The sequence below is a fragment of the Streptomyces sp. NRRL S-378 genome, assembly GCF_000720645.1.
GTDB lineage: Bacteria > Actinomycetota > Actinomycetes > Streptomycetales > Streptomycetaceae > Streptomyces.
Genome location: NZ_JOBX01000022.1, coordinates 61113 through 73996 on the forward strand (window position 1 = coordinate 61113; position 12884 = coordinate 73996).

The following is a 12884-nucleotide window of genomic DNA, read 5'->3' on the forward strand; positions in this document are numbered from 1 at the left end:
GGAGATTCTCGTCACGCCGGGAATGTCCGGGCCCCGTCGGGTGTCCCATCCACGTACGAGCGTACGACGATCATGTGCGTGGACGAAGGCGACGGTGTGACGGGAGTGCGGATGCTCGGGCGGGAAGACGGGCAGGAACGCGGACAGGACGACGCGGGCGGCGGGGTGCCGGGGTTCCTGGACGCCGCGGAACTGGGCGTGCAGCCGGGCCGCCGGGCCACTCTGGTGCAGTTCTCCAGCGCCTTCTGCCAGCCCTGCAGAGCCACGCGGCGGATCCTCGCCGAGGTCGCGGGGATGGTCGCCGGGGTCGTGCACGTCGAGATCGACGCCGAGGACCGGCTCGACCTGGTGCGGTCGCTGGGGATCGAGAAGACCCCGACCGTGCTCGTACTGGACGCGACCGGCCGGATCGTGCGGCGGGCGGCAGGCATGCCCCGGAAGGTCGACGTGATCGCCGCGCTCGGCGCCGCCGTATGACCAGGAGCCCGAGTACGGCGAGAAGCCCGCGCATGACGAGGAGCCTCCGAGTGACGCGGCGGCGCCGTGTGCCGACCGGTGAGTCCGGCGGCGGCCCCCGGGCCGTGGCCGGAGGACCGGACGCGCCGGTGTGCACGCCCGCACACCGCGTGACGCGTCTGACATCTGCCCGATCCCGCTTGACTGGGTCCACGGGAGATCGCCACGCTGACGGTATGCGGTATGAACTCCTGCTCCACGGACGGGTCCATGTGGACCTCGTCCGCCACGCGAGCGCGCGCTGTCCGGATCACTGAACGCCCCGGCCCTGATCCCGACTGTGCCCGCGTGTCCTGCGGCAGAAGGCAGAACCCTGATGAGTGCTCCGACCGTCCCGACGGTCCCCACGGCCGCTTCCCCCCTTTCCGGTTCCGGCGCCGGCCGTCCCGGCTCGCCCGACCTGCTGCGCTCCGTCTTCCGGCAGCACGCCGCCGGAGTCGCCGTGATCACGTCCCAGGACGGCGGCCGCCCGGTGGGCTTCACCGCCACCTCGCTCAACTCCGTCTCCGCGGACCCGCCTCTGCTGTCCTTCACGATCGGCACCGGGGCCTCCAGTTGGCCGGCGGTGCGCGACAGCGAGTACCTCGGCGTCCACATACTCGGCGAGCACCAGCGGGAGCTGGCGGGCCTGTTCGCGCGCAGTGGGGCCGACCGGTTCGGGCCGGACACCGGCTGGGCCGTCGGCCCGCACGGGGTCCCGGTGCTGGACGGCGTGCTGGCGTGGCTGGTCTGCCGGGTGGTGGCGAGGGTGCCCGCCGGGGAGCACCGTGTGATCATCGCGCAGGCCGTCGTGGGCGATCCGGCCGGAGAGGGCCGTCCGCTGCTGTACCACCAGGGGCGCTTCAACGCGCTGCGCGACTGAATCGTCCCTGCTGGGGCGGGCCGGCCGGCGTTGGGCAGATCACAGTTCACCGACCTTGCGACTTGGTGGGACCCACGGTGTACTGACGAGTAACATTCCCTTCGGAGCGTGGCCCGCCCCGATCGGGATCCGCCCGAGAAGGCGCCTATGCTGCCTGCATAAGGCGGTACACGAAAAGACGATGCGGTAGGAGAGCCGGCGTGAGCCTGAGGATCGTTGTCTGTGTGAAGTACGTGCCCGACGCCACCGGCGACCGGCAGTTCACCGAGGACTTGACCGTCAACCGTGACGACGTCGACGGCCTGCTGTCGGAGCTCGACGAGTACGCCGTCGAGCAGGCGCTGCAGATCTCCGAGAATTCGGACGACGACGTCGAGATCACCGTGCTGACGGTGGGCCCCGAGGACGCCAAGGACGCGCTGCGCAAGGCGCTGTCGATGGGCGCCGACAAGGCCATCCACGTCGAGGACGACGACCTGCACGGCACGGACGTCATGGGCACCTCGCTGGTGCTCGCCAAGGCCATCGAGAAGGCCGGCTACGACCTGGTCATCACGGGCATGGCGTCCACCGACGGCACCATGGGCGTCCTCCCGGCGATCCTGGCCGAGCGCCTGGGCGTCCCGCAGGCCACCCTGCTCTCCGAGGTCAAGGTCGAGGACGGCACCGTGACCGGCCGCCGTGACGGCGACAGCGCGAGCGAGCAGCTGGAAGCCTCCCTCCCCGCGCTCGTCTCGGTGACGGACCAGTCGGGCGAGGCCCGCTACCCGTCCTTCAAGGGCATCATGGCCGCGAAGAAGAAGCCGGTCGAGTCCTGGGACCTGGAGGACCTGGAGATCGAGGCCGACGAGGTCGGCCTGGAAGGCTCCTGGACCGCGGTCGACTCCGCGGCGCAGCGCCCGGCCCGTACCGCCGGCACGATCGTCAAGGACGAGGGCGAGGGCGGCAAGCAGCTGGCCGAGTTCCTGGCCGGCCAGAAGTTCATCTAAGAGCTTCGGTCACCCCTCAGTAGCCCCCAGACACTTCGCAATCGCAGGAGAGCAGTCCCATGGCTGAAGTTCTCGTCTACGTAGACCACGTGGACGGCGCCGTCCGCAAGCCCACCCTCGAGCTGCTGACGCTCGCCCGCCGCATCGGCGAGCCCGTCGCCGTCGCCCTGGGCGCCGGTGCCGACGCCACCGCCGCCGTGCTCGCCGAGCACGGTGCGGTCAAGGTCCTCACCGCCGACGCCCCCGAGTTCGCCGAGTACCTCGTCGTACCGAAGGTGGACGCGCTCCAGGCCGCGTACGACGCCGTCTCCCCGGCCGCCGTGCTCGTCCCGTCCTCCGCCGAGGGCAAGGAGATCGCCGCGCGCCTGGCCGTCCGCATCGGCTCCGGCATCATCACCGACGCCGTGGACCTGGAGGCGGGTGACGAGGGTCCGGTCGCGACGCAGTCGGCGTTCGCCGCCTCGTTCACCACCAAGTCCCGTGTCTCCAAGGGCACCCCGGTCATCACCGTGAAGCCGAACTCGGCCCCGGTCGAGGCCGCCCCGGCCGCCGGCGCGGTCGAGGCGCTCGCCGTCACCTTCGGCGCCCTGGCGACCGGCACCAAGGTCACCGGCCGCACCCCGCGCGAGTCGACCGGCCGTCCCGAGCTGACCGAGGCCGCGATCGTCGTCTCCGGCGGCCGTGGCGTCAACGGTGCCGAGAACTTCGGCATCATCGAGGAGCTCGCGGACTCCCTCGGCGCGGCCGTCGGCGCCTCGCGCGCCGCCGTCGACGCCGGCTGGTACCCGCACACCAACCAGGTCGGCCAGACCGGCAAGTCGGTCTCCCCGCAGCTCTACATCGCCTCCGGCATCTCGGGCGCGATCCAGCACCGGGCCGGCATGCAGACCTCGAAGACCATCGTGGCCATCAACAAGGACGCCGAGGCCCCGATCTTCGACCTCGTCGACTACGGCGTGGTCGGCGACCTCTTCGCGGTCGTCCCGCAGCTGACCGCGGAGATCAAGGCGCGCAAGGGCTGACCGCCTGACCTGCGCTTCTCTTCGTAGCGCCGCTTCCTCGGGGCCGTGTGGTGATTCTCACCGCACGGCCCCGAGTCGTTCGGCCGGGACGGCCGAGGGACCATTGACGGAGCGGAACCGCGTGACTAAATTCTGCTATGCGGATCTAAGCTTCCGTGAAGCGGAAAAAGGAGAGTGCACGATGGGTCAGCAGGAGAAGGTGGCGACGAGCCTCGCCGGCGCGGTCAGCGAGGGCATCAGCGCCTCCCTCGCGCCGGTGGACGCGGAGCTCGCGCGCCACTACCCGGGCGACCCCGGCACCCGGCAGCCCATCCACACGGTCTACGTACCCGGTGACGTCTTCGCCGCCGGCACCATCCGCTCCTGGGGCGACCAGGCCCTGGCCGCGCTCGACGAGCACGCCCCGGACGCCGCCACCTTCGCCAACGTCCTCGGCATCTCCGGCGAACTCGCCGTGCCGGTCTACGACCGCGTCCGCGCCAAGCTGCTGCGCGAGCCCGTCGAGGACCTCCGCGTCGACTTCGAGGACGGCTTCGGCGTCCGGTCCGACGCGGAGGAGGACCAGGCCGCGGCCCGTGCCGCCCGCCTCGTCTCGGAAGCCTTCTCCGACGGCACCAACGCGCCGTACATGGGCATCCGCATGAAGTGCATGGAGGCCAACGTCCGCGACCGCGGCATCCGCACCACCGACATCTTCCTCTCCGGTCTGCTGGAGCACGGCGGTCTGCCCGAGGGCCTCGTCCTGACCCTCCCCAAGGTCACCTACGCCGAGCAGGTCAGCGCCTTCGTCAAGCTGCTGGAGGCCTTCGAGACCACCCGCGGGCTGCGCCCGGGCCGGCTCGGCTTCGAGATCCAGATCGAGACCAGCCAGTCCATCCTGGCCTCCGACGGCACCGCCACCGTCGCCCGGATGATCGAGGCCGCCAAGGGCCGCGCCACCGGCCTGCACTACGGCACCTTCGACTACAGCGCCTGCGTCGGCGTCTCGGCCGCCTACCAGGCCAGCGACCACCCCGCCGCCGACCACGCGAAGGCGATCATGCAGGTCGCGGCCGCGGGCACCGGCGTACGCGTGTCCGACGGCTCCACCAACGTGCTGCCGATCGGCACCACCGAGAAGGTCCACGAGGGCTGGAAGCTCCACTACGGCCTGACCCGCCGCGCCCTGGCCCGCGCCTACTACCAGGGCTGGGACATGCACCCGGCGCACCTGCCGACCCGTTACGCGGCCGTCTTCACCTTCTACCGCGAGGGCCTCGAGGCCGCCGCCGCGCGCCTGAAGGCGTACGTGGCCAAGATCGAGGGCGACGTGATGGACGAGCCCGCCACCGCCAAGGCCCTCGCCGGATACCTGGTCCGCGGCCTCGACTGCGGCGCGGTCGGCGCCGACGAGGTCACCGCCCTGACCGGCCTGACCCGCGCCGAACTCGACGCCTTCGCGATCCCGCGCCGCTCGGCCACCCTGACGGCCACCGCCTGACCCGGCCCCGTACGCCCGCCGTACGGGGCGCGTGCGGCCCGGGTGACCACCCGGGCCGCAGTGGTGCGGGCGCGTGCCCGCGGGAGGGTCGGTCGAGGATGAGCCGGCGCTCGTCCTCGGTCGGCTCGCCCCCCTCCCGACGCCGCCGCGCGCCTCCGGTCGTTCCCGGTCGTTCCGGGAAGCGTGAGGCTGGCAGAGCCCCGATGGGCCGTCAACTTCGGGTTGATAGCGCATGGGAACGGTTGAGCGGACCGCGTCGGGGAGCCGGACGGCCGTACCGGCGCGCAGCTCCGCACACCTCCTGGCCACGAAGGGAGTGGACACCGGGCGTGGATCCTCGGCCATATCGCGGGCGGAGAACGTCAGTTCGCCGGAGGGAGTTCGCCCGAGCCGCGGGGGACGAGGCGGGTGGGGAGTTCGGTACGGGTCGGGGTGAGCGCGGTTCCCGCCAGGCGCTGGAAGAGGCGGTCCGTGGCCACCCGGCCCATAGCCGCCGGGTCCTGGGCGACCACGGTGACACCGGGTCGCAGCAGGTCCGCCAGTTCGAAGTCGTCGAAGCCGACCAGGGCCACCGGGCGCCGGAGGGAGGCCAGGACCCGCACCACGGTGACCGTCACGCGGTTGTTGCCGGCGAAGACGGCCGTCACCGGCTCCGGGCCCGCGAGCATCGACCTCGCCGCCGGCGCGACCCGGCCCGGGTCCGTCGAGCCGAGCGAGACCCAGGATCCGGCCACGGGCAGGCCCGCCTCCGCCATGGCCGCGTGGTAGCCGCGCAGGCGTTCCGTCGCCGTGTGGATGCGGGGGTGGTCCCCGATGAAGCCGATCCGGCGGTGGCCGCCCGCGATCAGGTGCGCGACACCGCCGCGGGCCCCGCCGAAGTTGTCCGACAGCACCACGTCGGCGTCGATCCGGCCGGCCGGCCGGTCCACGAACACCGTGGCCACGCCCGCCCGCATCTCCGGCTCCAGATACCGGTGGTCGTTCCCGGCCGGGATCACGATCAGCCCGTCCACCCGGCGGGCGCACAGCGCGAGCGCCAACTCCCTCTCCCGGTCCGGGTCCTCGGCGCTGGAGCCGTTGATGAGCAGCGCCCCGTGCGCGCGGGCCACCTCCTCCACCGCCCGGTTCAGCGGTCCGTAGAACGGGTCGGCGAGGTCCTCCAGGACCAGACCGACGGTGGCGGTGCGGCCCTTGCGCAGCACGCGCGCGCTGTCGTTGCGGCGGAAGCCCAGGGCCTCGATGGCCGTCCGGACCCGCCTCTCCGTCTCCGGGGTGACGCCCGGCTCGCCGTTGACCACGCGGGACACCGTCTTCAGGCCGACGCCCGCCTGGGCCGCCACGTCCTTCATGGTCGGCCGGTTGCCGTAGCGGGGGTCGGACGTGCGGCGGTTGTGGGGCACGGTCGTGAATCCTCCCTGGTACTCGGGCGAGCATGCGGGCTCGTGACCTCGAGCATAAGCACTCGGCCGATAGTGAGGTTTTCGTGGCAGGGTGGGGCGGGCAGGCCACTGGGGGCTCCGGACGAGCCATGGGGAGAGGGGTAGACGTGATTGTCTGGATCAACGGCACGTTCAGCGCCGGGAAGACCAGCACGGCCCGTGAACTGACCGGGATCCTCCCGGACGGCACCCTGTTCGACCCGGAGCTCATCGGCGACGCGCTGCGGGTGCTGCTGCCGCCCAAACGGCTGGCGGAGGTCACCGACTACCAGGACCTGCCGAGCTGGCGGCGGCTGGTCGTGGACACGGCCGCGGCGATGCTCGCCGAGGTGGGCGGGGTGCTCGTCGTCCCGATGACGCTGCTGCGGCAGGACTACCGGGACGAGATCTTCGGTGGGCTGGCGGCGCGGCGGATTCCGGTACGGCATGTCCTGCTCGCTCCTGCTGAAACGATCCTTCGGGAGCGGATCGCGACCCGCGTCGAGCCCGGCGCACCCGAGGACGTGGACCTGCGCGTCCGGCAGTGGGCCTACGACCACATCCCCGTCTACCAGGAGGCCCTCGGCTGGCTCACCGGCGACGCGCACGTCATCGACAACGGGCTCCTGACCGTACGGGAGACCGCCGAGCGGATCGCCGAAGCCGTCCGTTCCGAGACCGCCCGGGTCTGCGACATCGTGCAGACCCCGGAACCCACGCGGGAGACGGTGGCCGCCGGGGTGCTGCTCTTCGACGAGCTGGACCGGGTGTTGCTGGTGGATCCGACGTACAAGGCGGGCTGGGAGTTCCCGGGAGGCGTCGTCGAAACGGGCGAGGCCCCCGCCCGCGCCGCCGTACGGGAGGTGGCGGAGGAACTGGGCCTCGTACTGGACCGGACCCCCGGACTCCTCGTGATCGACTGGGAACGCCCGCAGCACCCCGCTTACGGAGGACTGCGCCTGCTCTTCGACGGCGGTCACCTCTCGGACGAGGCGGCCGCCCGCCTCCGGCTGCCGGGCCCCGAGCTGCGGGCCTGGCGCTTCGTGACGGAGGCCGAGGCCGCCGAGTTGCTGCCGCAGCACCGGTACGAACGCCTGCGCTGGGCGCTGCGCGCCCGGGAGCGTGCCCGCCCCCTCTACCTGGAGGCGGGCGTCCCCACCGGCGGCTGAGGGGCGCCCCTCCCTCTGTGGGCCCGGTCCGCCTCGCGTCAGGCGGGCGTCTCGGCGGCGGCCTTCGCCAGGGCTGGCGCGGTGTCCACCGTCAGGGGGTCGCCGTGGCCGAAGCAGGCGACCGACGGCGCGAGCCCGGCCAGGCGGCGGAAGGACTCGACCGCCCGGCCGCGGTCGACGTTGAAGACGCCCAGCATCAGCGGGCCGACGGCGGCGATGCAGTCCCCCGCGAACAGCACGCCGTGGTGCGGGAGGTGGATGCCGATGCTGCCGTCGGTGTGGCCCGGGGCGTGCACGACGTACGCCCCGTCCCCGAAGCCCAGCGCGTCCCCGTCCTCCAGCTCGCGGTCGACCGGAGTGGGCGGGGCCTCCGGCACGGTCAGGCCGTGCTCGTACAGCGGGATCTCCCAGTCCAGGAGCACCGGTTGGGGAACGGGCCGCTCGCCCCGGATCACCGGAGCGTCCAGCCGGTGCGCGAGCACCCGTGCGCCCCAGCGGGCGGCGAGCTCCCCGGCCGCGCCCACGTGGTCGCGGTGGCAGTGCGTGAGGACGATCCGCTCCAGGCGCTCGGGCAGCAGCCCGAGGGAACGTATCGCCCCTTCGATCTCCGCGGCGGATTCGACGTTGCCCGCGTCGATGAGGGTCAGGGCTTCGCCGTCCTGCCACAGGTAGGCCTGGCCGATGGGGAAGCGGAGCATGTGGAGCCGGCTCGGAAGCACTTCGACAAGATCCATGCGGCGACCGTACGGACGGCCCGCCGCCCCGCGCACGGGACTTCACCGTGAGCGGAGTACGCCCAGGGCGCACTGCGCCCTGGGCGTACACGGAGCGTCGGGCGGCGGCCCGGATCAGGCGCGCTGGGACTCCGCGTAGTGGACGAGGAAGAGGGCCTCGGCCACCGACAGGCGCTCCAGCTCCTCCGGCGACACGCTCTCGTTGACCGCGTGGATCTGCGCCTCCGGCTCGCTCAGCCCGATCAGCAGCATCTCCGCCTGCGGGTACAGCGACGTCAGCGTGTTGCACAGCGGGATCGACCCGCCCATGCCGCTGATCTGCATCTCCTGGCCGGGGTACGCAGTCTCCAGGGCCGCGCGCATCGACGCGTACGCCGGGCTGTCGGTGTCCGCCTGGAACGGCTGGCCCTGGCCGACCAGCTCCAGTTCCAGACGCGCCTTCCACGGCGTGTGGGCCTCCAGGTGGGCCCGGAGCAGCTTGACGGCCTCGGTGATGTCCACGCCCGGCGGCACGCGCAGGCTGACCAGCGCGCCCGCGCTCGCGTGCACCGACGGCGTCGCGCCGACCACCGGCGGGCAGTCGATGCCGAGTACGGTGACGGCCGGGCGGGCCCACAGGCGGTCGGCGATGGTGCCGTCGCCGATCAGCTCGACCCCGTCCAGGACCTTCGCGTCGGCGCGGAAGTCCGCCTCCGGGTACTGCAGGCCCTCCCACACCGCGTCCGAGGCGAGCCCGTCCACGGTCGTCGAACCGTCGGCGGAGCGCAGCGAGTCCAGTACGCGGATCAGCGCGGCCAGTGCGTCGGGCGCGGCCCCGCCGAACATGCCGGAGTGCAGGTTCCCGCCCAGCGTGTCGATCTTCACCTTGAGCAGGCACATGCCGCGGAGGGTGGCGGTCACGGTCGGCAGGCCGAGGCGGAAGTTGCCCGCGTCGCCGATGACGATGGTGTCGGCGGCCAGCAGCTCCGGGTGCGCCTCCGCGTACTGCTGGAGACCGCCCGTGCCCTGCTCCTCCGAGCCCTCGACGATGACCTTCACGCTCACCGGCACACCGCCGTTGGCCTTCAGTGCGCGCAGCGCCAGCAGGTGCATGATGAACCCGCCCTTGCAGTCCGCCGCACCGCGCCCGTACCAGCGGCCGTCGCGTTCGGTCAGTTCGAAGGCGGGGGAGACCCAGGCGTCGTCGTCCAGCGGCGGCTGCACGTCGTAGTGCGCGTAGAGCAGCACGGTCGGCGCGCCCTCGGGGCCGGGCAGGAAGCCGTACACCGACTGGGTGCCGTCGGGGGTGTCGAGCAGCGCCACGTCCTGGAATCCCTCGACGCGCAGGGCGTCGGCCACCCAGTTCGCCGCGGCCTCGCTCTCGCTCCGGGGGAACTGCGCCCAGTCCGCCACCGACTGGAAGGCCACCAGCTCCGTCAGCTCCTGCTTGGCGCGGGGCATCAGCGAGGCGATGGTCTCGGCGATCGGATTCTGGGACATGGGCACGCTCCTTTTGGGTGCGACGTTGTATCCGTGTAGGCCGCTCGCGCATCCGCGGGGCGGGCGTATGCCGGGTACGGCGAGAGACAGTCCGATCTTCGCACAGCGGAGCGGGGCGGTGTCTCGCCGTAGGATTTCCCCGGCATCGGAGCAACGGGTGATCAGGAGCGGCAACACATCGTGAGCAGCGACGACGACGTACGTGACGCAGGTGCGGATGCAGGTGCGGCAGGCAGGGACGCCACGGCGGACGCGGACGTGGACGCGGGCGTGGACGCAGGCACGGGCGCGGGCGCGGGCACGGGCGAGGTCCCGGCCGAGCAGGGGGCGGGCCACGAGGTGGCCGGGGGGTCCGGCGAGGTGTGGGACGTGGTCGTGGTCGGAGCCGGACCGGCCGGGTCCTCGGCCGCGTACGCGGCGGCCACGGCGGGGCGGCGCGTCCTGCTGCTGGAGAAGGCCGAACTGCCCCGGTACAAGACCTGTGGCGGCGGCATCATCGGTCCCTCCCGCGACGCCCTCCCGCCGGGCTTCGTCCTGCCCCTGAAGGACCGCATCCACGCGGTCACCTTCTCGATGGACGGCAAGCTGGCCCGGACCCGGCGTTCGAAGCACATGCTGTTCGGGCTCATCAACCGGCCCGAGTTCGACGCCGGCCTGGTCGCGGAGGCGGAGAAGGCGGGCGCCACCGTCCGTACGGGCACCGCCGTGACCCGCGTGGAGCAGCACGGGGCGGCCGTGCCCGACCGGCGCACCGTCGCCGTGGTGCTGGCAGACGGGGAGACCGTCCTGGCGCGCGCGGTGGTCGGCGCGGACGGCAGCGCCAGCCGCATCGGCGCGCACGTGGGCGTCGAAATGGACCAGGTGGACCTGGGCCTGGAAGCGGAGATCCCCGTCCCCGCGACGGTGGCGGAGGACTGGAAGGGACGGGTGCTGATCGACTGGGGCCCGCTGCCCGGCAGTTACGGCTGGGTCTTCCCCAAGGGCGACACCCTCACGGTCGGGGTGATCTCGGCCAAGGGCGAGGGGGCCGCGACCAAGCGGTACCTGGACGACTTCATCGCCCGGCTCGGGCTCGCCGGTTTCGAGCCGTCCGTCTCCTCCGGGCACCTGACCCGCTGCCGCAAGCCCGACTCGCCGCTCTCGCGCGGCCGGGTCCTGGTCGCCGGCGACGCGGCCGGACTCCTGGAGCCGTGGACCCGCGAGGGCATCTCCTTCGCGCTGCGCTCGGGGCGGCTCGCGGGGGAGTGGGCGGTGAAGATCGCCGAAGCGCAGGACGCGGTGGACGCGCGCCGGCAGGCCCTCAACTACGCCTTCGCCGTCAAGGCGGGGCTGGGCGTGGAGATGGGGGTCGGCAAGCGGATGCTGACCGTCTTCGAGGCCCGGCCGGGTCTGCTGCACGCGGCGATCACCGGGTTCCGTCCGGCGTGGCGGGCCTTCGCCCGCATCACGCGGGGCGCGACGACCCTGGCCGACATGGTGCGTACGTCCCCGCTCGCGCGCAAGGCGCTGCACGTGCTCGACGCACGGCAGGCGGCGGTGCGGGGCGGCGACCGGGGGTAGCGAGGGAGCGTGTGCGGGGCCCCGGCCGACGGCCGGGCCGGGGCCCCGTCCGTGCTTCCGGAGCCGGCCGGCCGTCGCCGGGCCGTGGTGTGCGGGCCGCGGTGTGTGGTGGTCGGTGCGTGGTGTGCGTGGTGTGCGTGGTGTGCGGGATGGGTGGGGCGTGGCGGGTTCCGGGTGGCCGGGGACGTACTCCCCGGCGCACTCCCGGGGGGCCGCGGGGGTGCTCGGCGGCCCCCCGGGCGGTGTCAGCTCGTTGCCGGGACGATCCGGAAAACCGGGTGGTCGTCGGCGATCGCCCGGATCTCCGCGTCCGAGGCCTTGGCGTCGACGCCGCGGAAGAACTGGTTGACTTCCCAGCCCCACTTCTCCAGGTAGGTGCGCAGGATCGCGGTCTTCTCGACCGGGTCGGTGATCTCGACGACGGTGAAGGTGCGCACCTTCCGTCCCACGCGCAGCTCGCCGCCGCCCGCGACCCGCATGTTGCGCACCCACTGGGAGTGGCCTCGGGCCGACACGAGGTACTCCCCGCCCTCGTACGTGTGGGGATTGACCGGGATGCGCTGCATCCGGCCCGACGTGCGGCCGCGCACCGAGAGCTCGGCGCTGCCGGCCAGGCTGATGCCGTAGCGGGCCAGCTTGCCGAAGAACGCGTTGAACCGGGTGACGAGCGGGCCGGCCTGGACGTAGTACGGGGTGGGCGCGTTCACGAGGACCTCCGGGCCGTCTCTGTGTGCTCCATTTCGAGAGCACTGCTCTCGCTCGAGTTCAGTCTGCATCGGATCGGTGCACCAGAGCAAGAGCAGTGCTCTCGAAATGGAACGCCGCTCCGTTTCCTGGGCGGTGCTCCGCCCCCGTGGCACACTGACCCGCATGAACACCGTGCGAGGGGCCAGGGAACGGGCCCGCATCGAGGTCACCGGCGCCATCAAGGACGAGGCCCGCCGCCGGCTCGCGGCCGAGGGCGCCGCCAAACTGTCCCTGCGCGCCGTCGCCCGCGAGCTGGGCATGGTCTCCTCGGCCCTCTACCGCTACTTCCCGAGCCGCGACGACCTGCTGACGGCGCTCATCATCGACGCGTACGGCAGCCTGGGCGCCGCCGCCGAGGAGGCCGACGCCCGTGCCCTCGCCGCCGGAGCCCCGCCCCGCGGCCGCTGGATCGCCGTCTGCGAGTCCGTCCGCACGTGGGCGCTGCAGCACCCCCACGAATACGCCCTCGTCTACGGCTCCCCGGTGCCCGGCTACAGCGCCCCCGCCGACACCATCGGGCCCGCCTCCCGGGTCGGCAACGTCCTCATCGGCATCGTCCGCGCCGCCTACGAGGGGCGCGGCCTCGCCCTGCCGCCGCTGCCGCCCGCCCTGGGCCCCGAGGCGGACCGGATGACCGCCGATTTCGCGGAGGGCCTGCCCCCGGCGGTCGTGCCCGCCCTCGTCGCCGCGTGGGCGCAGCTGGCCGGCCTGGTCTCCTTCGAGCTGTTCGGCCAGTTCCAGGGTGTCGTCGAGGAGCGCTCCGCGTTCTTCGCGCACGCGGCCGGGCAGTTGGCGCACGGCGTCGGACTGCCCGCCGTATGACACGAGGGCGGGGGAGGGGGCCGTCCCCCCGGTAATTCACGTGATGGGACGATGGCTCGCTCTCCTGTTCCTCACGCCAATACAGG

12 protein-coding genes are annotated in these 12884 nt (G+C 72.8%); 8 read left to right on the forward strand and 4 right to left on the reverse strand.

Features of this window, described 5'->3' with window-relative positions; all coding sequences use genetic code 11:
• Window positions 1-111: 111 nt before the first annotated feature.
• The 5 genes from IH80_RS0117655 to IH80_RS0117675 all read left to right on the forward strand — a co-directional run bounded on the left by IH80_RS0117655 (window position 112) and on the right by IH80_RS0117675 (window position 4869).
• On the forward strand, window positions 112-477 hold the full coding sequence (locus tag IH80_RS0117655) for a TlpA family protein disulfide reductase (protein WP_051809478.1): 366 nt from the start codon (window positions 112-114) through the stop codon (window positions 475-477).
• Window positions 478-832: 355 nt separating this feature from the next.
• Complete coding sequence (locus tag IH80_RS0117660; protein WP_030961544.1) at window positions 833-1378, forward strand: flavin reductase family protein; 546 nt, start codon at window positions 833-835, stop codon at window positions 1376-1378.
• 200 nt (window positions 1379-1578) lie between these two features.
• A complete protein-coding gene (locus tag IH80_RS0117665; RefSeq protein WP_030961545.1) occupies window positions 1579-2367 on the forward strand; it encodes an electron transfer flavoprotein subunit beta/FixA family protein in 789 nt (262 codons plus the stop codon).
• Between the two features lie 59 nt (window positions 2368-2426).
• Window positions 2427-3389 carry an electron transfer flavoprotein subunit alpha/FixB family protein gene (locus IH80_RS0117670; protein WP_030961546.1) on the forward strand — a complete coding sequence of 321 codons (963 nt, stop codon included), beginning with the start codon at window positions 2427-2429 and terminating at the stop codon, window positions 3387-3389.
• Between the two features lie 181 nt (window positions 3390-3570).
• Entirely contained in the window at window positions 3571-4869 is a 1299-nt protein-coding gene (locus IH80_RS0117675; RefSeq protein WP_030961547.1) for a DUF6986 family protein, read from the forward strand.
• Between the two features lie 362 nt (window positions 4870-5231).
• Here the strand turns inward: IH80_RS0117675 and IH80_RS0117680 are convergent, their stop codons facing one another.
• Window positions 5232-6218, reverse strand: a complete 987-nt coding sequence (locus IH80_RS0117680) for a LacI family DNA-binding transcriptional regulator (RefSeq protein ID WP_078906597.1) — start codon at window positions 6216-6218, stop codon at window positions 5232-5234.
• A gap of 197 nt (window positions 6219-6415) precedes the next feature.
• On the opposite strand from IH80_RS0117680, the gene IH80_RS0117685 reads away from it, so the two are divergent.
• Complete coding sequence (locus tag IH80_RS0117685; protein ID WP_030961550.1) at window positions 6416-7456, forward strand: NUDIX hydrolase; 1041 nt, start codon at window positions 6416-6418, stop codon at window positions 7454-7456.
• Between the two features lie 38 nt (window positions 7457-7494).
• On the opposite strand, the gene IH80_RS0117690 is transcribed toward IH80_RS0117685, so the two are convergent.
• Entirely contained in the window at window positions 7495-8190 is a 696-nt protein-coding gene (locus IH80_RS0117690; RefSeq protein ID WP_030961551.1) for an MBL fold metallo-hydrolase, read from the reverse strand.
• 114 nt (window positions 8191-8304) lie between these two features.
• Entirely contained in the window at window positions 8305-9669 is a 1365-nt protein-coding gene (locus tag IH80_RS0117695) for a dipeptidase (protein WP_030961552.1), read from the reverse strand.
• Between the two features lie 360 nt (window positions 9670-10029).
• Here IH80_RS0117695 and IH80_RS0117700 point away from each other — a divergent pair, with 360 nt between their 5' ends.
• Window positions 10030-11229, forward strand: coding sequence for a geranylgeranyl reductase family protein (locus IH80_RS0117700; protein WP_051809487.1), 1200 nt, complete (start codon window positions 10030-10032; stop codon window positions 11227-11229).
• 245 nt (window positions 11230-11474) lie between these two features.
• Here the strand turns inward: IH80_RS0117700 and IH80_RS0117705 are convergent, their stop codons facing one another.
• Entirely contained in the window at window positions 11475-11936 is a 462-nt protein-coding gene (locus IH80_RS0117705) for a nitroreductase/quinone reductase family protein (protein ID WP_037880295.1), read from the reverse strand.
• A gap of 163 nt (window positions 11937-12099) precedes the next feature.
• Here IH80_RS0117705 and IH80_RS0117710 point away from each other — a divergent pair, with 163 nt between their 5' ends.
• Window positions 12100-12798, forward strand: a complete 699-nt coding sequence (locus IH80_RS0117710; RefSeq protein WP_030961556.1) for a TetR/AcrR family transcriptional regulator — start codon at window positions 12100-12102, stop codon at window positions 12796-12798.
• The last annotated feature ends 86 nt before the right edge of the window (window positions 12799-12884 follow it).

Excerpts from the sequence above, each read along its gene's own strand:
- IH80_RS0117655 (WP_051809478.1), top strand. The coding sequence starts at position 112 with ATGCTCGGGCGGGAAGACGGGCAGGAACGCGGACAGGACGACGCGGGC.
- IH80_RS0117670 (WP_030961546.1), top strand. The coding sequence starts at position 2,427 with ATGGCTGAAGTTCTCGTCTACGTAGACCACGTGGACGGCGCCGTCCGC.
- IH80_RS0117690 (WP_030961551.1), bottom strand. The coding sequence starts at position 8,190 with ATGGATCTTGTCGAAGTGCTTCCGAGCCGGCTCCACATGCTCCGCTTC.
- IH80_RS0117710 (WP_030961556.1), top strand. The coding sequence starts at position 12,100 with ATGAACACCGTGCGAGGGGCCAGGGAACGGGCCCGCATCGAGGTCACC.
- IH80_RS0117660 (WP_030961544.1), top strand. The coding sequence starts at position 833 with ATGAGTGCTCCGACCGTCCCGACGGTCCCCACGGCCGCTTCCCCCCTT.
- IH80_RS0117675 (WP_030961547.1), top strand. The coding sequence starts at position 3,571 with ATGGGTCAGCAGGAGAAGGTGGCGACGAGCCTCGCCGGCGCGGTCAGC.
- IH80_RS0117695 (WP_030961552.1), bottom strand. The coding sequence starts at position 9,669 with ATGTCCCAGAATCCGATCGCCGAGACCATCGCCTCGCTGATGCCCCGC.
- IH80_RS0117680 (WP_078906597.1), bottom strand. The coding sequence starts at position 6,218 with ATGAAGGACGTGGCGGCCCAGGCGGGCGTCGGCCTGAAGACGGTGTCC.